Annotated in this window: 20 protein-coding genes; 9 read left to right on the top strand and 11 right to left on the bottom strand. The window is 72.4% G+C overall.

What is annotated here, in order from left to right:
• The first annotated feature begins 3 nt into the window (after nt 1-3).
• The 4 genes from AB0J72_RS11460 (at nt 4) to purE (ending at nt 4,369) form a co-directional block, all read left to right on the top strand.
• Entirely contained in the window at nt 4-1,971 is a 1,968-nt protein-coding gene (locus AB0J72_RS11460) for a thioredoxin domain-containing protein (protein WP_363397590.1), read from the top strand.
• 106 nt (nt 1,972-2,077) lie between these two features.
• Nucleotides 2,078-2,635 carry a hypothetical protein gene (locus AB0J72_RS11455; protein ID WP_363397588.1) on the top strand — a complete coding sequence of 186 codons (558 nt, stop codon included), beginning with the start codon at nt 2,078-2,080 and terminating at the stop codon, nt 2,633-2,635.
• 103 nt (nt 2,636-2,738) lie between these two features.
• Nucleotides 2,739-3,869, top strand: coding sequence for a 5-(carboxyamino)imidazole ribonucleotide synthase (locus AB0J72_RS11450; protein ID WP_363397586.1), 1,131 nt, complete (start codon nt 2,739-2,741; stop codon nt 3,867-3,869).
• Nucleotides 3,866-4,369, top strand: coding sequence for a 5-(carboxyamino)imidazole ribonucleotide mutase (gene purE, locus AB0J72_RS11445; RefSeq protein WP_363397584.1), 504 nt, complete (start codon nt 3,866-3,868; stop codon nt 4,367-4,369). Before AB0J72_RS11450 ends, purE begins: the two co-directional genes overlap by 4 nt.
• Before the next feature lie 4 nt (nt 4,370-4,373).
• Here purE and AB0J72_RS11440 read toward each other — a convergent pair whose 3' ends face one another.
• Complete coding sequence (locus tag AB0J72_RS11440; protein ID WP_363397582.1) at nt 4,374-7,196, bottom strand: AbfB domain-containing protein; 2,823 nt, start codon at nt 7,194-7,196, stop codon at nt 4,374-4,376.
• Between the two features lie 722 nt (nt 7,197-7,918).
• Complete coding sequence (locus AB0J72_RS11435; RefSeq protein WP_363397580.1) at nt 7,919-9,361, bottom strand: hypothetical protein; 1,443 nt, start codon at nt 9,359-9,361, stop codon at nt 7,919-7,921.
• 193 nt (nt 9,362-9,554) lie between these two features.
• Here AB0J72_RS11435 and trpB point away from each other — a divergent pair, with 193 nt between their 5' ends.
• From trpB to AB0J72_RS11420, 3 genes are read left to right on the top strand one after another with little or no spacing between them, the layout of a single operon-like run.
• A complete protein-coding gene (trpB, locus tag AB0J72_RS11430; protein WP_354890945.1) occupies nt 9,555-10,712 on the top strand; it encodes a tryptophan synthase subunit beta in 1,158 nt (385 codons plus the stop codon).
• Nucleotides 10,709-11,452 carry a tryptophan synthase subunit alpha gene (gene trpA, locus AB0J72_RS11425; protein ID WP_344501695.1) on the top strand — a complete coding sequence of 248 codons (744 nt, stop codon included), beginning with the start codon at nt 10,709-10,711 and terminating at the stop codon, nt 11,450-11,452. Before trpB ends, trpA begins: the two co-directional genes overlap by 4 nt.
• 3 nt (nt 11,453-11,455) lie before the next feature.
• Nucleotides 11,456-12,214, top strand: a complete 759-nt coding sequence (locus tag AB0J72_RS11420) for a GntR family transcriptional regulator (RefSeq protein ID WP_363397619.1) — start codon at nt 11,456-11,458, stop codon at nt 12,212-12,214.
• 618 nt (nt 12,215-12,832) lie between these two features.
• Here the strand turns inward: AB0J72_RS11420 and AB0J72_RS11415 are convergent.
• From AB0J72_RS11415 to mca, 8 genes are all read right to left on the bottom strand, one after another.
• Nucleotides 12,833-13,495, bottom strand: a complete 663-nt coding sequence (locus AB0J72_RS11415) for a hypothetical protein (RefSeq protein WP_363397578.1) — start codon at nt 13,493-13,495, stop codon at nt 12,833-12,835.
• An 87-nt stretch (nt 13,496-13,582) separates the two neighbouring features.
• Nucleotides 13,583-14,164 (bottom strand): TIGR03086 family metal-binding protein, encoded by a 582-nt coding sequence (locus AB0J72_RS11410; protein WP_363397576.1) that lies wholly within the window; start codon nt 14,162-14,164, stop codon nt 13,583-13,585.
• A 99-nt stretch (nt 14,165-14,263) separates the two neighbouring features.
• Nucleotides 14,264-15,049 (bottom strand): ABC transporter permease, encoded by a 786-nt coding sequence (locus tag AB0J72_RS11405; protein ID WP_363397574.1) that lies wholly within the window; start codon nt 15,047-15,049, stop codon nt 14,264-14,266.
• Nucleotides 15,050-15,092: 43 nt separating this feature from the next.
• Nucleotides 15,093-15,866, bottom strand: a complete 774-nt coding sequence (locus AB0J72_RS11400; RefSeq protein WP_363397572.1) for an ABC transporter permease — start codon at nt 15,864-15,866, stop codon at nt 15,093-15,095.
• Nucleotides 15,863-16,828 carry an ABC transporter ATP-binding protein gene (locus tag AB0J72_RS11395; protein ID WP_363397570.1) on the bottom strand — a complete coding sequence of 322 codons (966 nt, stop codon included), beginning with the start codon at nt 16,826-16,828 and terminating at the stop codon, nt 15,863-15,865. The genes AB0J72_RS11400 and AB0J72_RS11395 overlap by 4 nt, the downstream gene beginning before the upstream one ends.
• A gap of 89 nt (nt 16,829-16,917) precedes the next feature.
• Nucleotides 16,918-19,332, bottom strand: coding sequence for a bifunctional diguanylate cyclase/phosphodiesterase (locus AB0J72_RS11390; protein ID WP_363397568.1), 2,415 nt, complete (start codon nt 19,330-19,332; stop codon nt 16,918-16,920).
• A 186-nt stretch (nt 19,333-19,518) separates the two neighbouring features.
• Nucleotides 19,519-19,758, bottom strand: coding sequence for a hypothetical protein (locus AB0J72_RS11385; RefSeq protein ID WP_363397566.1), 240 nt, complete (start codon nt 19,756-19,758; stop codon nt 19,519-19,521).
• Between the two features lie 5 nt (nt 19,759-19,763).
• Nucleotides 19,764-20,627 carry a mycothiol conjugate amidase Mca gene (gene mca, locus AB0J72_RS11380; protein WP_363397564.1) on the bottom strand — a complete coding sequence of 288 codons (864 nt, stop codon included), beginning with the start codon at nt 20,625-20,627 and terminating at the stop codon, nt 19,764-19,766.
• Nucleotides 20,628-20,729: 102 nt separating this feature from the next.
• On the opposite strand from mca, the gene AB0J72_RS11375 reads away from it, so the two are divergent.
• Together AB0J72_RS11375 and greA are read left to right on the top strand one after the other, a co-directional pair.
• Nucleotides 20,730-21,146 carry a DUF4307 domain-containing protein gene (locus AB0J72_RS11375; protein ID WP_344501704.1) on the top strand — a complete coding sequence of 139 codons (417 nt, stop codon included), beginning with the start codon at nt 20,730-20,732 and terminating at the stop codon, nt 21,144-21,146.
• Between the two features lie 85 nt (nt 21,147-21,231).
• Entirely contained in the window at nt 21,232-21,732 is a 501-nt protein-coding gene (greA, locus tag AB0J72_RS11370) for a transcription elongation factor GreA (protein ID WP_363397560.1), read from the top strand.
• A 3-nt stretch (nt 21,733-21,735) separates the two neighbouring features.
• Here the strand turns inward: greA and AB0J72_RS11365 are convergent, their stop codons facing one another.
• Nucleotides 21,736-22,854: a M48 family metalloprotease gene (locus tag AB0J72_RS11365; RefSeq protein ID WP_363397558.1), complete on the bottom strand. Its 1,119-nt coding sequence runs from the start codon at nt 22,852-22,854 to the stop codon at nt 21,736-21,738.
• Between the last annotated feature and the right edge of the window lie 7 nt (nt 22,855-22,861).

The raw sequence follows: 22,861 nt of genomic DNA, 5'->3' as shown, positions 1-22,861 counted from the left end.
GGCATGGCCAACCGTCTCGCCGACGCGACCTCGCCGTATCTGCAGCAGCACAAGGACAACCCGGTCGACTGGTGGCAGTGGTCGCCGGAGGCGTTCGAGGAGGCACGACGCCGGGACGTTCCTGTGCTCATCTCCGTCGGCTACGCTGCGTGTCACTGGTGTCATGTGATGGCGCACGAGTCGTTCGAGCACGAGGGCGTCGCGGCGCTGGTCAACGAGCTGACGGTGCCGGTGAAGGTGGACCGGGAGGAGCGGCCGGACGTCGACGCGGTGTACATGACGGCGACGCAGGCGATGACCGGGCAGGGCGGCTGGCCGATGACGGTGTTCGCCACGCCCGACGGGGAGCCGTTCTACTGCGGCACCTACTTCCCGCGGGACGCGTTCCAGCGGCTCGTCCACGCGGTGTCGGACGCCTGGCGGACCCAGCGCGACGCGGTGCTCCAGCAGAGCGCGGCGGTGGTCGACGCGATCAGGCAGGTCGCCGCGAAGCCGCCCGCCGGCCCGATGCACGAGGGCGTCCTCGACGCGGCCGCGCAGAGCATCGTGAAGACCTACGACAAGGAGCACGGCGGGTTCGGCGGGGCGCCCAAGTTCCCCCCGCACATGAACCTGCTGTTCCTGCTGCGGCACTATCAGCGCACCCGCGACGACGAGGTGCTGGGCATCGTGCGGTACACCGCCGAGCGGATGGCCCGGGGCGGCATGTATGACCAGCTCGCCGGCGGCTTCGCGCGCTACTCGGTGGACGAGACGTGGACGGTGCCGCACTTCGAGAAGATGCTCTACGACAACGCGCTGCTGCTGCGGATGTATGTGCAGCTCGACCGCATCGCCGGCGGCGGCACCGCGCGGCGGGTGGCCGGCGAGGTCGCCGACTTCCTGCGCCGCGACCTGCACGACGGCCACGGGTTCATCTCGGCGCTGGACGCCGACACCGACGGCGTCGAGGGCCTCACGTACGTGTGGACACCGAAGCAGATCGACGAGGTGCTCGGCGAGATCGACGGCGCGTGGGCGCGCTACCTGCTGGAGGTGACCGCCGACGGCACGTTCGAGCACGGCGCGTCGGTGCTGCAGCTGCCGGAGGACCCGCTCAACCTGGAGCGCTGGCTCGACATCAAGCGGCGCCTGCGGGAGGCCAGGGACGCCCGGCCGCAGCCCAGCCGCGACGGCAAGATCGTCGCGGCGTGGAACGGGCTGGCGATCACCGCGCTGATCGAGTTCGGCCAGGTGTACGGCGACCAGCAGGCCGTCCAGCTCGCCGTGGACACCGCGCGGTACCTGGCGCAGACCCACCTCGTCGACGGCCGCCTGCGGCGGGTGTCCCGCGACGGCGTCGCCGGCGCCCCGGCCGGCGTCCTGGAGGACTACGGCGCCGTCGCGGAGGCGTTCTGCGCGGTGCACCAGGCGACCGGCGACGGCGAGTGGCTGACCCTCGCGGGCCGGCTCCTCGACGTGGCCCTCGAACGGTTCGCCGACCCGGCCGGCGGCTTCTTCGACACGGCCGACGACGCGGAGCAGCTGGTCAGCCGCCCCGCCGACGTGACCGACAACGCGACCCCGTCCGGCCTGTCGGCGATCGCGGCGGCGCTCGTCGCCTACTCGGCGCTGACGGCGGACGTCGCGAAGCGGGAGGCGGCGGAGCGCGCCCTGGCCACGGTCGCCATGGTGGCGGCCACCCACGGCCGGTTCACCGGCTACGCGTGCGCGGTCGGCGAGGCGCTGCTGTCCGGCCCGTACGAGATCGCGATCGCCACCCAGGACCGCCACGACCCGCTCGTCACCGCCGCCTGGTGGCACGCCCCGCCCGGCGCGGTGGTCGTCGCCGGCCCGCCGGACACGCCGGGGGTGCCGCTGCTGGAGAGCCGGATCCTGCGGGACGGCCGGCCCACGGCGTACATCTGCCGCGGCTTCGTCTGCGACGCGCCGGTCACCGAGCTGGAGGACCTGGTCTCAGGCCTCGGCTAGGAGCGCCGTTCCCCTCAGGGCGAACACGCCCTCCTTTGGCATGCACTTGTAACGGTGTAATCATGTAATCAGCGTTTCAAGAGCAAGCGAGTAAGGGAGTAAGCAGATGCGACGAGGAGAATGGGGCCGCGGCGGCGGTCCGCGCAGCGAGCCCCCGCCCGCCACCGACGCGCTCGCCTGGATCGGCGGCGCGCTGCCCGACGGCTGGTTCACCGGACCCGCCGAGATCACCATCGACCGCGACGAGATCACCATCGTCGGCCGGCTCAGCGACCCGCCCCTCCCCGACGACGCGACCGACGCCGACCGGTCCGCCGCCGAGCAGGGCCGCATCGCCGGGTTCCGGGAGACCACCCGCGACCAGCGGATCGGCATCGCCCAGCAGCTGGAGCGGCGCTACCAGCGCAAGGTCGCGTGGGGCGTGCGGGTCGGCGAGACCCGGGAGCTGTTCACCACGTTCTCCGCGCCGGTCATGACCCGGCTGCGGCAGGCCGAGCGGCAGGTCCTGGACACCCTCGTGGACTCCGGCGTGGCCCGGTCCCGCTCGGAGGCGCTGGCCTGGTGTGTCGCCCTCGTCGGCCAGCACGCCGAGTCGTGGCTGGCCGAGCTCCGCCAGGCCATGACCCAGGTCGACGAGCTCCGCAAGCAGGGCCCGTCGGTGTGATCCGCGCCGGGCGCCGCGGGGAGGGCCCGTCGGTGTGATCCGTGCCGGTCGCGGCGCCCGGGGCTCGGGCGCCGCGGCCGGAAAACGCTAGGCTCACCAGCCTATGGACTCGCGAACCGGACTCCCCGTCGTGGGCATGGTGGGCGGCGGCCAGCTGGCCCGCATGACCCACCAGGCCGCCATCGCCCTCGGACAGTCGCTCCGGGTGCTCGCCGTCTCCGCCGACGACGGGGCCGCGCTCGTCGCCGCCGACGTCGTCATCGGCCGGCACGACGACATCGACGCGGTGCGGGCGTTCGCGAAGGGGTGCGACGTGGTCACCTTCGACCACGAGCACGTGCCCGGTGACCTGATCCGCACGCTCGCCGCGGAGGGTGTCACGCTGCTGCCGGGGGCCGACGCCCTCCGGTACGCGCAGAACAAGCGCGACATGCGCGCCCACCTCGCGGAGCTCGGCTTCCCCGTGCCCCGCTGGACGGCCGGCGACCTCCAGCAGTTCGGCGACGAGGTCGGCTGGCCGATCATCGTCAAGACCGCCACCGGTGGCTACGACGGCCGCGGCGTCTTCGTCGCCCACTCGGTCGCCGACATCCCGGACGTGGAAGGGCTGATCGGCGAGGAGCGCGTCCAGCTCAGGCGGGAGCTCGCCGCCGTCGTGGCCAGGTCGCCGCTCGGCCAGGTGGCCGCCTACCCGGTCGTCGAGACCGTGCAGCGGGACGGCATCTGCGTCGAGGTGCTCGCGCCGGCGCCCGGGCTCGACGAGGACGTGGCGGTCGAGGCGCAGCGGCTCGCCATCGACATCGCCACCCGGCTCGGCGTGGTCGGCGTGCTCGCCGTGGAGCTGTTCGAGACGACGACCGGGAAGATCCTGGTCAACGAGCTGGCGATGCGCCCGCACAACTCCGCGCACTGGACGATCGAGGGCGCCAGGACCTCGCAGTTCGAGCAGCACCTGCGGGCCGTGCTCGACTACCCGATGGGCGACACCAGGCTCACCGCCCCCGCGGTCGTGATGGCCAACGTGCTCGGCGGCGCGCCCGGCGGGATGGCGATCGACGAGCGGCTGCACCACCTGTTCGCCGAGGAGCCCGGCGCCAAGGTCCACCTGTACGGCAAGCAGGTCCGGCCGGGGCGCAAGATCGGCCACGTGACGGTCCTCGGCGACGACATGGAAGACTGCCGCCGGCGCGCCGCCCGGGCCGCCCGGATCCTCGAAGAAGGGTATGTGCATTGACCGACGTCGGCATCATCATGGGCAGCGACTCCGACTGGCCCGTGATGCGGCTCGCCGCCGAGGCGCTGGACGAGTTCGGCGTCTCCCATGAGGTACGGGTCGTCTCCGCCCACCGCACGCCGCACCTGATGCTCGACTACGCCGGCGAGGCCGTCGCCCGCGGGCTGAAGGTCATCATCGCGGGGGCCGGGGGCGCGGCGCACCTGCCGGGCATGGTCGCCTCCGCCACTCCCCTGCCGGTCATCGGGGTGCCCGTACCGCTGAAGTACCTCGACGGCATGGACTCGTTGATGTCGATCGTGCAGATGCCGGCCGGCATCCCCGTCGCCACCATGGCGATCGGTGGCGCCCGCAACGCCGGGCTGATGGCCGCCCGCATCCTCGCCGTCGGCGACCCCGAGCTGCTGGCGAAGGTCCGTGACTTCCAGGAGTCGCTGCGCGCGATGGTGGCGGAGAAGGACGCCGCCCTCTCCGCCACCATCGCGGGCCTCAACGCCTAGGGCGTCACGGGGCCCACGGTGCGGCCAGGTTCCAGCTGCTGTCGGCGCTGAGCGCCTGCGGCCGCTGGAACCCGGTGCCGTTGCCGGCGGAGATGTACACCTGCGACTCGAAGTGCCGCAGGTACGAGCCGGGGATGTTGATCGACTCGAACGTGACGCCGGTGCCGCCGATGCCCGGGCGGGCGCAGAACGTGGCGTCGGCGAGGAACAGCGCCGAGCCGTCGTTCACCGAGTTGCGGACCCGGCTGTCGGCGTGCCGCAGGAACTGGCCGGGGAAGTTCACCGACTCGAACGAGTAGCACGACGAGTCGGCCAGCCCGCGCCGGACCGTGTACGTGGCGTCGGCCTTCAGCAGGGCGCTGCTGCCGCCGTTCACGATCTCGGTGTAGGCGAGGCTGTCCGAGTGCCGCAGGTAGCGGTCGGTGAAGCCCCACGTGGTGACCTGCAGCGACTTGCGCACGTCGGTCTGCAGCAGCACCGAGCTGCGCCACAGCGCCGGGTTCGCCGTGTTCCAGGTCGCGTCGGCGGCGAAGCCGGACGCGGTGTCCCACGCGTTGGCGCCGCCGCTGCGCGCCAGGTAGACGTTGTCGGCGTAGTGGCGCATGTACGAGCCGGGGAAGTTGTACGACTCGAACGACGTGCCGCCCGCCGCCAGCCCGGCCCGGCTGCACCAGGTCGCGTCCGCGGCGAAGCTGCCGCCCGTGTTGGGGTCGATGCGGACGCGGAGGTTGGCGTGCCGCAGGTACTGGCCGGGGAAGTTCACGGACTCGAACGAGTAGCACCGCGGGTCGGCCAGGCCGGCCACCGTGCGGAACGACGCGTCCTGCCGCGCCCCGTCGGCGCTCGCCGAGGTGAGCACGTCGGTGCGGGCGAAGCTGTTCGAGTGCCGCAGGTAGCGGTTCGTCAGCCCGGCCGTGGTCACCTGGAACGACCTGACGTGCCCGAGGGTCATCGGCACGGCCGCGTTCAGGTTCTTCGACGCGTTGATGAGGTTGGTGTTCGCGGCGCGGACCAGGTTGGTGTCGACCTTCTGGATCCGCCGGTCGTAGGTGAGCAGCCCGTTGTACTCGCCCTCGACGTCGGTGATCTCGGTGTAGACGTACGCCGACAGGCCCCGCGTCGTCATGAGCGCCTGCGTGTCCCGGATCATGCCGGTGAACCGGTCGTTGAGCTGCGCGTTGCTGAACACCTGCTCGTACGCGAAGAACTGCCCGTTCGGGCTCCACTCGTGCCCGGGCGTGCGCAGGCCGATCCCGCCGAACTCGCCGAGGACCGAGACGCGGGTCGATGACGGCAGCGGGGCGTCAGGACCGGTGTAGATGTGCCAGTCGATGATGTCGCCGGTGCCGGGGTCGCCCTTGGACGCGCAGCAGTTGTAGCCGCTGTGCGGGTTCACCAGGCGGGTCAGGTCGTAGTTCTTCAGGTCCGTGGTGATCCGCTGGGTGTCGGCGAGGTTCCACTCGCCCCAGCCCTCGTTGAACGGTACATAGGTGACGACCGCCGGCGAGAACCGGTGCTCGTCGATGATCTCGCGCGCCTCGGACTCCAGCTCGGCGATCTGCGCCGGCGTCCGGTTCGCGTCGAACGCCTGCGTCGACGGGATGTCCTGCCACACCAGCAGGCCCAGGCGGTCGGCGTGGTAGTACCAGCGCGCGGGCTCGACCTTGATGTGCTTGCGGACCATGTTGAACCCGAGGTCCTTGTGCTTCTGCAGGTCGGAGGCGAGCGCGGCGTCGGTCGGCGCGGTGTAGAGCCCGTCGGGCCAGAAGCCCTGGTCGAGCGTGCCGGCCTGGAAGATGAACTCGCCGTTGAGGGTCGGGCGGAGCACGCCGTTGACCAGCTTCTTGCCGATCTCCCGCATCCCGAAGTAGCTCACGACCTGGTCCACGGTCGCGCCGGCGCTGTTGCGCAGCGAGACCCGCAGGTTGTACAGGAACGGGTCGTCCGGCGACCACCGGCGCGCGTTCGGCACCGGCACGCTGAACTCGGTGAATCCGCCGGTCGCGCTGCCGACGACGGTCGTGCCGTTCATCGCCTCGGCGAAGACGGTGTGCCCGGTGACGTTGCCGCGGGTGAAGACCCTGACCCGCGCGGTGTTGTTGGCCAGGTTGGCGTAGATGTCGACGGAGTGGATCGACGACACCGGCGTCGGCTCCAGCCACACCGTCTGCCAGATCCCGGACGTCGGCGTGTAGAAGATGCCGCTCGGGCTGTTGGTCTGCTTGCCGATCGGCTGCTTCTCGCCGCGGCCGTCGGTCGGGTCGTACACCCGCACGACGATCTCGTTGACACCGCCGTTGAGCTGCGGCGTGATGTCGACCTCGAACCGGTCGTAGCCGCCCTTGTGGGTGGTGACCTGCACCCCGTTGACCCACACGGTGGCCTCGTAGTCCACGGCGCCGAAGTGCAGCTGGACGCGCCGCCCGTTCCACCCGGCGGGCACGGTGAACGTCCGCCGGTAGAACATCAGGTCACGGTTGTCGTTGCGCATGATGCCGGACAGCGCCGACTCGACCGGGAACGGCACCAGGATCCGCTCCGGCAGCGTCTGCCCCAGCGGCGGCGCCGCGTAACGGTTCACGTTGCCGGCGCCGTCGGTGGCGGGGTTCAGGAACTCCCACTCCCCGTTGAGCGACTGCCACTCGTTGCGGGTCATCTGCGGCCGCGGGTACTCGGGCAGCGGGTTCGTCGTGGACACCTGGCTGGTCCACGGCGTCGTCAGCGGCGGCGTCTTCGGCACGACGGCCGAGGCCGGCGCACCCGACGCCACCAGCCCCCCGGCGACGACGGTCAGGACGGCCAGTGTGCGGGCAAGGAGATGGCGCATCGAACTCCTTCTGGCGGGAAAGAGCACGCAGAACCGGCCCGCGGCCGGTTGGCGATCGGCCGCGCGCTGGCAGCGAGCGTTGTGGCGGGCATCGACGGGCTTGGGTGGGCCCGGGTTCCGGGAACGTAACATGAAACATTCCCGAACGGAACAGCTCACATGTGCCCACTAATCAAACAGAATCCACCACAGTTTTCGAAAGACACTTGGCATCACCTGCCGCAAGCACTCATCGAGGCCGCTGGAGGCCCGCACTTCGCGGCCGTTGCGGCGGCCTCGACGGAGACGTTCCGCCAGTGCAACAACGCGCCGACCCACCACATTGGACGGTCGGCACACCGGGGCTACCAGACCGTGGACACAGTGCTCGCCGTGTACGGCGACGCGGGCTTATCCCTGATGCGGCCGGGGACCGACGGCGTCGACCTCGCCCGCTTCCATCAGCAGCCCCTGACCCGCACCAGATCCAGATCACGCGAACGGCCACGCAACCGCGCGCCGCACCCCTCCGGGCACAGCGCTACACACCCGAGGCCCATGCCCGTTGGGTGGCCACCACCGTGTGGTTCACCGGCGGCGCGGTGCCATACCCATTGGGTGACGGTCAGCCAGTAAGGCCGGCGAAACGCGGGACTCCCACCGGCGAGATCACCGACAAGACGCTGCGCGCAGATCTCCTCCGCCGGGTCGTCGACCTGGCCCGAACGACGGTGTGGACGGGGTCAGGCTCGGTGGCCGTTGGGGATGGCGGCGCGGACGGCGTCCCAGGGCATGGCGGCGACGGCGCGGGTCAGGCGGGTGGACCAGGCGACGACGACGTCCAGGTCGCCGGGGCCCTCGCACAGCAGGAACTGCCCCTCCATCCACCACGGCGGGACGGCCATGAACAGCTCGGGGACCGGGACGCGGCCGGCGAAGAGGCTCGCGAGGGCGGGGTCGGGCGCGCCGGGGGCGACCTGGCCGGCCTGGTCGAAGGCGGTGTGCGACAGGTGCGGCACCGGGGTGGGCAGCGGCACCATCCAGATGGTCTGCACCGGGTCGGAGCGGCGGGGTTTGCGCCGGTACCGGTCGCCGACGAGCACCGGCACGCCGTCGATGGTGCCCCTGAGCACGTCGTACAGGTCGACGGACTGGGCCTGCTCCTGGACGCCGATGACGGCGCGGCCGGTCTGCGGACCGGGGACGGGCACCGTGAGCGAGGGCAGGAACTCCCAGCCGCGCTGGGAGGCCAGCCGCTGCCGGGCGCGGGTCGGGCGCAGTGCGGGCAGGCCCCGGTACGCGTTGAGCACCACCGACAGGACGCCCATCTCCAGGGCGAGGACCACGGTCGCCGTCACGTACTTGTTGACCTGCGGGATCAGGGCGGCCACGGCGATCATCGTGACAAGACCGCCGACGGCGGCGAAGGTCGCGCCGACGATGGCGATCCGGCCGTCGAAGCGGGTCCCGAGCAGGCCGACGGTGACGCCGATGGCGAGGAAGCCGATGACCGCCGCCATCGCGCCGGGCAGGCCGGCCCGGGACAGCGGGACGGCGATGGCGGCGACGAGGAGACCGCCGACGATGACGGCGAGGACCGCGATGGTGCGGTCGCTGAGGCCGACGCCGGCCGGGCCGCGGTCGACCTCCCGTCGTGCCGGCCGGATCTGGCACCGGCGGGCGACGAGCTCCGCCTCGAGCCGCTCGACGAAGGCCTTGTAGTCCGTCTTGTCGGCGCCGGTGATGTCCACCGCGCGGCCGTCGAGCGTGACCATGCCGGCTGCGGTGATCTTGTCGTCCTTGCGGGTGACGTACATCTCGTCGATCCACGAGAACGGGGCGGCGTCGACGCTGCGGTTGCGGCTCCACACCAGGCCGTGCTCGTAGTGGTGGACGACGACGTAGACGCCGAAGAGCCGGTAGAAGGAATAGCCCGCCGCGGCCAGGCCGGCGATCGCCAGCAGCACGACGATCAGGGCGAGCGCCTTCACCTGGAGGAACTCGATGGACGAGATGATCCAGCTGATGAGGGCGGCGGCACCGAACAGGATCGCCGAGATGACGAGGCCGGTGGCGCACTCCACCACCGGGTGGTCGCCCTTGTGCATGGCTACGTGCGCGCCGAGCTGCTGCCGCTCCGCGAGCGCGGCCACGCGCGGCGGCACGCTGACGGTCGATGCGTCCATGGTTTCCCCCGTCCTGGTCGATCGACGCAGGACGCTACGCCATGTGGCGTCCGCCCCGCGACCCCGGCCGCGTTGACTTCCGTCACGGAGTCTGTCACTGTTCTAGAACTGTCGCAACTGTTCTAGAACTCTGGGAGTGGGCATGGGCGATCTGCTGATCCGGCCGAGCCGCACGCCGTCGCGCGTCCGGCTGATGGACGACCCGGGACCGCTGGGCAGGTTCGGGGACTATGGCGGGCGTTACGTCCCCGAGTCCCTGATCCCCGCCTGCCGGCGGGTCGAGGAGGCGTTCCGGGAGGCGTGGGCCGACCCCGCGTTCCGGCACCAGCTGGCGGGTCTGCTCGCCACGCACGCCGGCCGGCCGACGCCGCTGACCCCCGCGGTGCGGCTGTCCGCCGAGCTCGGCGTGACGCTGCTGCTCAAGCGGGAGGACCTCACCCACACGGGCTCACACAAGATCAACAACGTGATCGGCCAGGCGCTGCTCGCGAGCAGGATGGGGCACAAGCGGCTGATCGCCGAGACCGGCGCCGGGCAGCACGGGGTGGCGACGGCGACCGCGGCGGCGATGTTCGGCATGGCGGCGACCGTGTTCATGGGCGAGCGCGACATCGAGCGGCAGGCGCTCAACGTGTTCCGGATGCGGATGCTCGGCGCCGAGGTCGTGCCCGTCCGCACCGGCGCGAGGACGTTGAAGGACGCCACCAGCGAGGCGATGCGGCACTGGGTCGGCTCGACCGCCGACAGCTACTACTGCATGGGATCCGTGCTCGGCCCGATGCCCTATCCGTGGATGGTGCGTGAGTTCCAGCGGGTCATCGGCGACGAGGCGCGCCAGCAGTGCGCCACCGCGCTGCCCGCGGCGGTGCCCGACCACGTCGTGGCGTGCGTCGGCGGCGGGTCCAACGCGGCCGGGACCTTCGCCGGGTTCGTCGACACCACGGCGAAGCTGGTCGGGGTCGAGGCCGAGGGCGGCGCCGGCGCGACCCGCGGCAGCCTCGGCGTGCTGCACGGGGTGCGGTCGATGTTCCTGCAGGACGACGACGGCCAGGTCCTGGAGGCCCACTCGATCGCCGCGGGGCTCGACTATCCGGGCATCGGCCCCGAGCACGTCCACCTGCGGGACCTCGGCCGCGCCCGGTATGTGACGGTCAGCGACGCCGAGGTGGTCGACGCCGTCGTCCGGCTCGCCCGCACCGAGGGGATCGTGGCGGCGCTCGAGTCCGCGCACGCGGTCGCGTGGGTGATCCGTGCCGCCGCCGACGGCACGCTGCCCGCCGGCTCGACCGTCCTGCTGACCCTGTCCGGCCGCGGCGACAAGGACATCTCCGCACTGAAGGAGCTGCTGTGAAGCTGCCGACCGACCGCAAGGTCCTGATGCCGTATCTCACCGGTGGCGCCGTCGCCGAGTGGACCGACCACCTCCGGGCGCTGGTCGACAACGGTGCCGACGCGATCGAGGTCGGCCTGCCGTTCTCCGACCCGACGCTCGACGGCGCCACGATCCAGGAGGCGACCCACGCGGCCCTCACCCGGGGCGCGACGCTGCGCGGCATCCTGGCCCGCATCCCGGAGGTCGCCGGGGCGGTGCCGCTCGTCGCCAGCACCTATGCCAACCTCCTCGTCCGCGACGACGCGTTCTGCCGCGGCCTCCGCGACGCCGGTTTCGACGGGCTGATCGTCCCCGACCTGCCGCTGGAGGAGTGCGCCGAGGCAAGTGCCAAGGCAGAAGAGCAGGACCTGGATCTGGTACTGCTGGCGTCCCCCGCCACCCCGGACGAGCGCCTCGGCGAGATCGCGCGGCGCAGCCGGGGCTTCGTGTATGCGGTCACGGTCATGGGCACGACCGGCGAGCGCGAGACTCTCGCCGCGTCCGCCGCCGACCTGGCGCGACGGCTCGCCGGCCGCTGCGACCTGCCGGTGTTGCTAGGATTCGGCATCTCCACCCCGGCCCAGGCGGCAGAGGCAGCCCGCCTCGCCGACGGTGTCGTCATCGGCGCCGCGATCATGCGCCGGGTGCTCGACGGCGCCACGCCGGCCGAGATCGGGGCCTATGTCCGGTCGATCCGGGAGGCCATGGACGAAGGGTGAGCCATCAACGCCGAGCCGCGGTATCGCAGCATCGCCGCCGACCTGGCCGAGAAGATCCGCGCCGGGGAGTATGCGCCTGGCGCGGCACTGCCGGGGCAGCGCGACCTCAGCCATAGCTACGGCGTGACCCTGATGACGCTCCGGCAGGCGCTGCGGCACCTCAGCGACGAGGGGCTGATCGTGCAGCGGGCGGGGAAGGGCACGTATGTGGCGCCGCCGCATCTGGCGTACCGGCTGGGCCCGCTGCGCAATCTCGCCGACGACCTGCGCGAGCAGGGCCTCGAGGTGCAGACCCGGGTGCTGGACCAGGCGCTGCGCCGGCCTCCGTCGCCGGTCGCGGTCTTGCTGGGGGCGCCGGCGTTGCGGCTCGAGCGGGTCAGGGCGTTCGCCGGGCGGCCGGCCGTGCACCAGGTGTCGTGGGTTCGCAAGCCGTTCGGCAACCGGATCCGGGCGGCCGACTTCGCCACTGCGTCGCTGTACCTGACGCTGGCCGACGCCGGGGTGGCCGTCGCCAGGGCCAGCGAGACGATCCGGCCCGCGGTGCTGGAGGAGGAGCTGGCCGGGCACCTGCACGCCGCGGTGGGCACGCCGGTGTTCGTCAGCGAGCGGATCACGTACTCGCTGGACGACACCCCCGTCGTCGCCGACCGCGCCGTGATCCTCGGCGACATGATGGAGATCCGGGCCACCCGAGCCGCGTCCGGCCTGTCCCTGACCTGGTCAGACGTGGCCGCCGAGGTGGTCCCCCGCGCGCAGCCGTAGCGGCTGCGCACAGCGACAGGCCGGCGTGGTGCAGCGCCGATGATGGCAAGCCTGTCCCGGCTGGCGCGGACTTGCGCAGAGCCGGTCATGGCAAGCTCGTCCCGGCTGGTGCGGACTGGTGCAAAGCCGGTGATGGCAAGCCCGTCCCCGGCCGGCACGGAGCGGTGCAAAGCCGGTGATGGCAAGCCCGTCCCCGGCCGGCACGGAGCGGTGCAGAGCCGATCCCGGGGCGCCGCAGCACGTCGCCTGCGGACGAGTGGCAACGCACGTCCCGCAGCGGCTGACGTTGCGGCGCACCTGGGCCCGGTCAGCAGCGGCCTGTCGCGGAGACCGAGCGCGGCCCGTCGCGAAGACCACGCAACGGCCCGTCGTGGAGACCGACCAGCGGCCCGTCGCGAAGACCACGCAACAGCCCGTCGTGGAGACCGACCAGCGGCCCCGTCACGGAGACCAATCAGCGGCCGTCACGGACACAAGCGGCGGCCGACCAGCGGCCCGTCGCGGAGGCTGGGTAGCGGAATCGTGGTGAGCCCGGCCAGCGACGATGCCGACCATCGTGCGGCCCCGATGGCTGGGACGAACACGACGCCGAAGCTTGTCCGTGACAAGCACCGTGAGTCAGACGTGGCCGCGGAGGGACTCGTCGTAGATGACGGTGGGGGGTGGTTTCAGCAGGTCGTGGGCGGCCTTGCTGAACGTGCTCGCGTCGCGGCGGCGGCGGAGCTCCACCGTCACCGACTCGCAGGACGCCTCGCCGTCCAGGGCGGCGACCGCGCCTGACGGGAGCAGGAACACCGGGGCGGTCGGGCCGACGGCGGTGTCCGCGGGGCGGGCCGCGATGCCGACGACGGTGGCGTTGACGACGGTCTGGCCGCGGGACAGGGTTGCCCGTTCGCCGAGGCGGATGTCGTGGGCGGCGGCGGTGCGCTCGTCGATGAGGACCTGGGCGTCGGAGGCCGGGTAGGTGCCCGACCGCACCGCCGACCAGCGCAGGCCCGGGCGGCTGGCGGCCGTCAGCACCGTCGCGCCGTTGAGCAGGCCGCGGGAGGTGACGACGGTGATGCCGTAGAGGGTGGTGCCGCACTCGACGGCGGCGGCCTGGGGCAGGGACGCGATGCGGTCGACCTGCTTCGGCGTGAACCTGCCGACGAGGCGCACGTCCGCGTCGCCTGGCAGGTCCGTGAACTGGGTGGATTTCTCATACCGGTCGAGGACCACGAACGCCCCGACCGCGACCGCACCGATGACGAAGCCGGCGACGACCGTCCGCTCCCCGCGCATGACGCAGACGGTACCGGAGCGATCACCCACGGTCGGGGAGCCACGCAGGGGGCCGCCCGGCCGGGTGGCCCCCAACTGCGAAGCGGGTCAGGCCGCGCGGCCGAGGTAGCGCAGCAGGGTCACCGCCGGGCCGGCGCCGTCGGCCGGCAGGGCCGCGGCGTAGGCGCCGTAGGCCCGCAGCGGCTCGACGAGCTCGCGCGCCACCGGCAGCAGCCGCTCGGCCAGGCCGTCGGACAGCGGCGACGGCTGTCCGGTCGCGACCGCGACGTCCCACGCGTGGACGGCGGCGTCCAGACCGGCCGCCCCGGCGCCGAGCCAGCCGGCCATCTTGCCCTGCGGCAGCGGCGTGGGCGCGTCGGTCGCGTCGGCGGCGACGGTTGACCAGGCCGCGGCGGAGGCCTGCATCGTGCGCTCGACGAATGCCTTGAACGCGTCGAGGTCGCCGTCCAGCTCGCCCGACGGCGCGAACGGGTCGAACGTCGGCCAGCCCTCGCCGGTGATCGCGGCGGCGTAGCCGAGCTGGTCGCCCGCGGCGTGCTGGAGGACCTGGGTGACGTTCCACAGCTCGCACGGCGTCGGCAGCAGCAGGTCCGACGGGCGCAGCCCGGCGAGCACCGCCCGCAGCGCCGCGTGCGACTCGTCCAGGACGGTCCAGGTGTTCGAGCTCATCAGACACTCCCTCAACTCGGTGACTGCGACCAGTCTATCAGAACGGAATGCTCCATTCCACTATGAGGCCGAGGCGAAGTGGAGGAGCGGGCGAAAACTTCAGGCGACGTCGAGCGTGGCCTTGCGGCGGCTCTCGCGCTCGAACCAGGCGAGCAGGGCCAGGCCGATCACCACGTACAGCGCGCCGAGACCCGCCTCGGCGAGCACGTCGTCGCGCACCGACGCCAGCTCGGCGCCGGCCGCGACCTCGCGGGCCGCCGCGATGCCGTGGGTCAGCGGCAGCCAGCCGGCGACGGCGGCCATCCAGTCCGGCAGCTCCGACAGCGGGACGTTGACGCCGGCGAAGACGAGCAGGACGCCGACGACCAGGTTGGACAGGACGGCCACCTCGCGGACCCGCAGCGACAGCGCCGCGTTGGCGAGGCCGAGCCCGGTGCACGCGAACGCCGACACCGCCACCACGCCGGTGAGCGCCAGGAGCGACGACGCCCTGATCGGCACGTCCAGCAGCAGCGACCCGGCGAGCAGCGCGACGAGCGCGACGGCGAGCCCGTTGACGACGACGGGCAGCGCGCGGCCGAGGAAGAGCGGGATGCGCCGCGCCGGCGAGACGAGCAGCAGGCCGAGGGTCCCCTGGCGGCGCTCGTCGCCGACGGTGATGCTCATCGCGAAGATGCAGGGGATGGCGGCATTCTGCACGGCGTTGCCGATGACGTAGTACGCGTCGTCGCCGACGCCCGCGGCGCGGCCGACATAGGCGAAGAAGAGGATCTGCGCGATCGGCCCGACGACGAACGTCGGGATCAGGATCCACGGGCTCAGCCACGAGAACAGCGCCCGGTAGCTGGTGAGCCCGCCCAGGAAGAACAGCCGCAGCGCGCTCATGACCGCACCCCGGCGGCGCCGCGGCGCTCCGCGAAGCGGCCGCTCATGTCAGCGCCAGGGTGGCGTGGCGGCGTGCGGCGTCGACGAGGCGGACCGCCAGGAAGGAGCCGACCAGGCCGTACACCACGGCAAGACCCAGGCAGGCGGCCAGCGCGGGCACGGCGTCGCGCCCCTCGGCGGCGGCACGGATCGCGTCGATGCCCCAGGTCGGCGCGAGCAGCCACGAGATCGGCCGGATCCACGCGGGCAGCAGGTCCAGGGGCACGAGGAAGCCGCTGATCAGCCAGACGGGCATCTCCAGGGCGGTGCCGAGGGCCCACGCGGTGCGATACCGCACGGACGAGACCGCGAGCAGGAACCCCAGGACGCCGATCGACACGACGGTGACCGCCGCGGCGAGCACGAACTGGACGGGCCGCTGGATGGCGAGGTCGACGCCGAAGACGAAGCGGCCCCACACGAGGGTGACGACGAGGCTGTACGCGCCGATGGTCGCCATCGACAGCGTGACCGGCAGGATCACCACGGGCAGCGGCGTCGGCGCGGCGACGAGCAGCTCGAGGGTGCCCTGCCGGCGCTCCTGCTGCAGCGCGGCCGAGGCGGTGGTGCTGGTCGAGGACCACACGCCCATGACGCTGGCGCCCACGGCGGCGCTGAGCAGCACGGCGCCCGACGCACCGCCGTGGCGGAACATCATGAAGACGACGGTGGAGAAGAACAGCGGGTAGAGGACGCCGAGCAGCCCGTCGAAGGCGGAGCGGCTGCGCATCTTCAGCTGCAGCCACCAGGCGAGCCCGATGACGCGGACGTAGGTCACGCGGCACCGACCAGCTCGACATACGCGTCCTCCAGGGTCGGCTGCCGGGTCGCCACCCGGCCGACCCTGGCGCCGGCGAGCGCGCCGAGGACCGGCTGGGTCACCTCGGAGCCGGGCTCGGCGTGCACGAGCAGGACCTGGGCCGGGCCGCGCTCGTCGATGACCAGGGAGCGGACGCCGGGCAGCGCGCGGACCCGGTCGCCGGCGCCGTCGGGCAGGCCGAAGACCTCGACCTCCACCACGTTGCCGACGCTGACCTTCTGCTTGAGCTGCTCGGGCGTGCCCTCGGCGACGATGCGGCCGCCGGCGAGCACGGCGATGCGGTCGCACAGCTCGTCGGCCTCGAACATGTAGTGCGTGGTGAGCAGCACCGTGGTGCCCTGCTCGATGAGGGCCTTCACCGTCTGCCGCAGCTCGCGGGCGCCGACGGGGTCGATGCCGATGCTGGGCTCGTCGAGGAAGAGGACCTCGGGGCGGTGCAGCAGGCCGCGGGCGATGTGCAGCCGCTGGCGCATACCGCGGGAGTAGCCCTCGACCCGCTCCCGCTCGCGGCCGGCCAGGCCGACGAGGTCGAGCAGCTCGCCGATGCGGGCGCGCTGCTCGCGGGCCGGCACCGCGTACAGCTCGGCGAAATACCGCAGGTTGTCCAGGCCGGACAGGCGCTCATACAGCCCGCGGTCGCCGCCGAAGACGTAACCGACGCGGCGGCGCACCTCGCGCGGGCTGGCGACGACGTCGTGGCCGAGCACTTCGATCCGCCCGCCGGTCGGCAGCAGCAGCGTGATGAGCATCTTGATCGTGGTGGTCTTGCCGGCGCCGTTGGGCCCGAGCAGGCCATACAGCTCGCCGCGCTCCACCTGGAAGGAGATGCCCCGCACGGCCTCGACGACCTTCTCCGTGCGGCGCAGGCCGCTGCGGGACCGGAACGTCCGCCGCAGGTCGGACACATCGATGATCGCCATCCCGGGCCCCCGCTCAAGAATCGCTGTGGCAGACCCTAGCACCGGTCCGCGAACCCCGAGGACCGTCGATGCGCACGGTGACGGATGGACTACCCGGTGCCCTCGGCGCGCAGGTGACGGCGCTGCACCTGGCGGCGCTCGCGCAGGACGGCCGCCAGGCGTTCGGCGGCCAGCGGCGGGTGGAACAGGAAGCCCTGCGCGGAGGTGCAGCCCAGCGCGGCCAGGGCGGCGCGCTGGTCGGGGTTCTCCACGCCCTCGGCGACGACGCGCAGCTTGAGCCGCAGCCCGAGCTCGACCGTGGCCCGGACGATCGCCTCGGCCTTCGGGGAGTCGATCATCTGCGCGACGAACTCCCGGTCGATCTTCACCTCTTGTACGGGCAGCCGCGTGAGCACGGTGAACGAGGAGAACCCGGTGCCGAAGTCGTCGACCGCGAGCTGGACGCCGAGCCGCCGGATGCGGGCGAGGACGTCGTCGATGACGGGCGACTGCGACAGCATCACGGTCTCGGTGATCTCCAGGACGAGCAGCTCGGCCGGGAGGCGGTGGCGGGCGAGCAGGTCGCCGATCGCCTCGGGCAGCTGCCGCTCCAGGAGGCTGCGGGCGGAGATGTTGACCGACACGGGGACGGCGAGACCGGCCCGCCGCCAGCTGGACGCGAGGCCGATCGCCCGGTCGAGGACCCACCGGGTGAGCGGGCCCATCAGCTCGCTGGCCTCCACGACCGGCAGGAACTGGCCTGGGGTGAGCGGCCCTCGGCGCGGGTGCTTCCACCGCACGAGCGCCTCGACGCCGGTGATCTGCTGCGCGCCGGGCGCCAGCGAGACGGCCGGCTGCAGCTCGACGCTGAGCTGCTCGCCGGCGTGCAGCGCCTCCCGCAGCTCGGCGAGCAGGGCGAGGCGGTCGGTGCTGGCGTCGTCGCGCGCGGCGTCGTACCAGGCGACCGGCTGCACGGCGCGCTTCGCCTGGTACATGGCGATGTCGGCGCGGCGCAGCAGCTCGGTGAGGTCGACCTCGCCGGCGGCGGCGACGACCACGCCGATGGACGGCTCCTTCGACAGGAGCACCCCGTCGATCCGCATCGGCACGGCGATCTGCGCGCTGAGCTTGCGGGCCCGCTCGACGGCGGCGGCGAGGGCGAGGTCGGCGCCGCCGGTGTCGAGGTCGGTGATGAGCAGCGCGAACTCGTCGCCGCCGAGGCGGGCGAGCAGGTCGCCGGCGCCGCCGGCCTCGGTGACCCGGCCGGCGATCACGCGGAGCACCTCGTCGCCGGCCGCGTGGCCGAGGGCGTTGTTGACCTCTTTGAAGTCGTTGACGTCCAGCAGCAGCATGGCGACGGGGTCGTGCGGCCCGCGGCGGCGGAGCATGGCGTTGCCGCGCGACAGCAGCGCCGCCCGGTTGAACAGGCCGGTCAGGGGGTCGTGGACGGCGTCGTACGTGGTGCGCTCGCTCATCGTGCGCAGCTCGTCCTGGCTGATCGCGTCGTGCAGGGCGGCGGCGAGGGCGTCCCCGTACGCGTCGAGCATGCGCTGGTTGCGGGGCCTGAGCCGGCCGAGGCCGGTGAGCCGCAACTCGCCGACGGCGACCGTGCCGACGACCAGTTGGTGAGCCGCAGGGACCCCGCCGGGACCCGTGCCGAAGACGGTGCCGTCCGCCAGCACGACCTGCGCGCCCGAAGCGCCGAAGAGCCGCCGGGCGCCCTCGATGCCGGCCTCGGCGGTGCCCCGCACGTCGAGCCGGTTGAGGTCGCGGGTCGCCTCGGCGAACTCGTGCCAGGTGCGGCGCTCCTCGCGGTCGCCGATGCGGCTCGCGTAGAGCTGCTGGAGCAGCAGCAGGACCGGCGGCAGGAGCAGCAGCAGGAGCGCGTCGGTGAGGCAGGCCCAGACGACGACCAGGCCGATGACGACGTTGCCGACGACCATGAGCAGCTTGCCGCGCAGCAGCTCGGCGGCGACGGTGGCGGTCCGGCCGCCCCGGGTGGTGGCGACGTGCGCGGCGGTGGCGGTGATCGACACGACGCAGTACACGAGCGCGCCGGCGCTCAGGGCGAGGATGCCGTGCGGCGTGAGGGGCGCGTCGTGGACCGGCGCGACGAGGGTGGCGGTGGCCGCGGCGAGCGTGCCGGCCAGGGTGAGCGCGGAGACGGTGTAGAGCAGGTCACGCCCGGTGCGGACGCGGCCGACGCGGGCGTCGACGGCGCGCAGGATGCTGTGCGACACGGCGGCGCCCGGCAGGACGACGAGCGGGATCAGCGGGGCCGGCAGGTTGACGCACAGGATCACGATCGCGGCCTCGCCCCAGGCGAAGGCGGCCTGGCCGGCGCCGGCACGGACTCTCAGGCGGGCGAGCTGGGCGAGGATCACCACGCCGAAGCTCGCCGCGATCGCTCCTGACAGGCCCGGGAGGCCGGGCAGCCTCGTGGCGGTCAGCACCGTCGCGACGGCCACGCCGGCGAAGGCGACGGACGCCACGGCGGCGGTGAGGCGCGCCGGAACGAGTGTCATCGATGCACCGCATCGACCGACAACAATGACGCTAAGCGGCGGTCCGCATGCGCAGCGTGAGCAGATCCGCGGGCAAACGGGGTGTCCACCATCTGCCCCCCTTCCCTGCCCCACAGGGAGACGCGTCCGGCGAAAGGAACGCGCACCCCGTGAAGGCTAAAGCACGGAAGAAAGGCACAACAGTGGTCAGTGCCGCGATTCTAGGTCGGAGCCCTCGTCACTGCGGTCGTCGTCGGCCGAGGTGGCGGGTTTGTCGGGATCCGGGAACTCCGCGGGAAGGCGGCGAATCCGCGCGGTCATGTTGCGGATCAACAGCACCGTCGCGATCGCGAGCAGGACGATGATGAGCAGCCCCATGGGGCCGGCCAGACCGCCCGAGCGGGTGTCGCCGAAGTTGTTCTCGGCCAGGAACTGCCACGCTTGCATACTGCCTACCTTACGCCCGCGAAGAGATCGTCTTCCGGCGTGCGGGTGTCGACGTGCGACTTCACCAGCTCATAGTCCTCGGTGGGCCAGATCTTCTGCTGGATGTCGAGCGGGACGGCGAACCAGAAGCCGTCGGGGTCGACCTGCGTGGCGTGCGCGCGCAGCGCGTCGTCGCGGGCCTCGAAGTATTCACCGCACGGCACGCGGGTGGTGACCCGGTCGCCCTTGTCGGGGCGCTCCTCCCACTGCTTCATCCACTCGGTGTAGGGCGACTCGCCGGTCGTCTCCAGCATCGCCTCGTGCAGCGCGAGCATGCGGACCCGGGACCAGCCCATGTTGTAGTACAGCTTCAGCGGCTGCCACGGCTCGCCGGCGTCCGGATAGCGGGCCGCGTCGCCGGCGGCGTCGAACGCCACCATGCTCACCTTGTGCGTCATGACGTGGTCGGGGTGCGGATAGCCGCCCTCCTCGTCATACGTGGTGATCACGTGCGGGCGGAACCTGCGGATCAGCTCGACCAGCGGCGCCGCCGCCTCCTCGGGGTCCATCAGGCCGAAGCAGCCCTCGGGCAGCGGCGGCAGCGGGTCGCCCTCCGGGAAGCCCGAGTCGACGAAGCCCAGCCACGCCTGGTCGACGCCGAGGATCTCCCGCGCCCGGTCCATCTCCGCGCGGCGGATGGTGGCGATGTTCTCCCAGACCTCGGGCCGGTCGAGCTTCGGGTTGAGCACGCTGCCCCGCTCGCCGCCGGTGCACGTGACGACCAGCACCTCGACGCCCTCGGCGGCGTAGCGCGCCATCGCGGCCGCGCCCTTGCTCGACTCGTCGTCGGGATGCGCGTGCACCGCCATCAATCGCAGTTGCTCGCTCACGAGCTCTCCTCAAGGTGTCCGTCAACCCCGCGGTGGGGGCTCCCCGGGTTACGACCCTATTGTGGTCGGTACCTCCGACGAAACGACGAGGACCGTCATCCCGTGACCGAGACGCACGCCACAGCCAAGTACCCGCCGGGCCGCTACGGCCGCCGCCGGGAGCCCCGGCCGCGCCGCACCTGGCTGGTCGTGCTCCTCGCCGCCGTGGCGGGGGTCGCCGGCGTGCTCATCGCGGTGAAGCTCTTCCAGCAGTACGGGCCGCAGGAGTACGAGCCGCAGGTCCAGCGCTTCTACGCGGTCAGCGACGACGGCATCACGGTGGACTTCGTGGTCCGCAAGGACGCCTCGAAGGAGGCGACCTGCCGGGTCCGGGCCCGCTCCGCCAGCGGCGAGGAGGTCGGCCTGGCCGAGGTCGACGTCCCGAAGGGCGCCGAGGCACCGGTCACCTACCGGCTGGCGACGAGCGCCCGGCCGGTCACCGTGGAGGTCCCGGCCTGCGGCCCGCGCCGCACCCGCTGAGTACCCAGCATTTTCCATGCCGACGGTGATGCGGCTCACTGGTACTTTGGTGGTTTGACCGAGCGTGCCCGTAAGGAGATCTTCAGTGTCGACGACCGACGGCAACCAGGGGACAACCTGGCTGTCGCAGGAAGCATTTGACCGGCTCCAGGCCGAGCTGGACGAGCACATCGCCAACCGGCCGGCGCTCGCCGCGGAGATCAACGCTCGCCGCGAAGAGGGTGACCTGCGCGAGAACGGCGGCTATCACGCCGCCCGCGAGGAGCAGGGCAAGGCCGAGGGCCGCATTCTGTACCTGAAGGAGTTCCTGCGCAAGGCAGTCGTCGGCGAGGCGCCGACGAGCAACAAGGTCGCGCCCGGCACCGTCGTCACGATCCAGTTCGACGACGACGAGGACGACACCGAGACGTTCCTGCTGGGCTCCCGGGAGATCGCGGCGACGACGGACCTGACCGTCTACAGCCCCGAGTCCGCGCTGGGCAAGGCGATCCTGGGCGCCGGAAAGGGTGACCAGGTGAAGTACACCGCCCCGAGCGGCGCGCAGATCGCCGTGAAGGTCATCTCGTTCGAGCCGTTCGCCGGCTGAGCATCACAACGCTTTGAGGGTCCGCGCCGAGCTGGCGCTGTGTCGTGCCAGCTCGGCGTCGATCCGCTCGTTGCGCGCGCTGTCGAGCACGACCGCCGCCGACTCCGGCGCGGTCGCCTCGATCAACCGGGCCCGCAACCCCGACGGCGGGTGGGTGGCGAAGAGCGAGATCTCGCGCTCCGTCTCCGCCTCGCGCCGCGACGCCAGCTGCGGCCGCAGCTCGTCGAGCAGCTGCCGGGTGGTCTGCGGCCACTCGGCGACCGGCCGCCCGGCCCGGGCGTCCCGCATGATCAGCATCCCGAGGCTCTCGAGCACGACCAGCGTGTCGAGCACGTCGACGGTGGCCGCGCGGCCGGCCAGCCGGGCCGCGACCCGGTCGGCACGGTATTCGGCCCGCTGCCCCTCCCGCAGCACCTGGACGGCGAGGGCGGTCCTGGGCACCCACAGCAGGCCGCGCACGACCAGCTTGACCAGGTTCAGCAGCGGCCTGACGACCCAGACGACCAGGAACCCCTCGCTCGTCCAGACGTCACCCTCCCGCCTGGACTCCGGCTGGAGCAGCGTGTCGAGCTCGGCCAGGGTCGTCCACGACGGCTGGACCAGCAGCCCGCGCCGCGGGTCGCCGTTGACGAAGTGGCCGAGCTCGTGGCCCAGCAACGCCATCCGGGACTGCCGCGGCAGCGCGTTCCACAGCGGCAGGCCCAGCACCAGGGTCGGGCGGCGCCGCAGGCCGACCGTGTAGGCCGCCGCGTCGAACAGGTCGCCCTCGACGTAGACCCGCGGGACCGGCGCGCCGACCGCGGCGGCCGCCTCGCGGACCAGCGCGTGCAGCTGCGGCGCCTCCGCCGCGGTGACCTCGGTCGCGTACTTCGGCACCCGGCCCAGGCGCGGCCGCAGGAGGACCGCGAGGGCGATCACCACCAGCCCCACGAAGATGCCGGGGGTCGAGACGGTGCACAGCCAGATCCCGGTGGCGAGCAGCCCCAGGACCACCCCGTACAGCAGCAGCGACGACACCAGGAGCACACCGGAGCCGACCGTCGTGCTGCGGTCGGCCCCACGGCTGAAGGCGTCGAAGGTGGCGAAGGTGTGGCGGCGCGCGAGCCGCTTGCCGAAGGTCACAAAGGAT

It is taken from the genome of Dactylosporangium sp. NPDC049742, assembly GCF_040674675.1.
In the GTDB taxonomy this organism is placed as follows: domain Bacteria; phylum Actinomycetota; class Actinomycetes; order Mycobacteriales; family Micromonosporaceae; genus Dactylosporangium; species Dactylosporangium maewongense.
The sequence above is the reverse complement of the archived record's forward strand: the minus strand, read 5'-3'. Positions and strand labels throughout refer to the sequence as shown.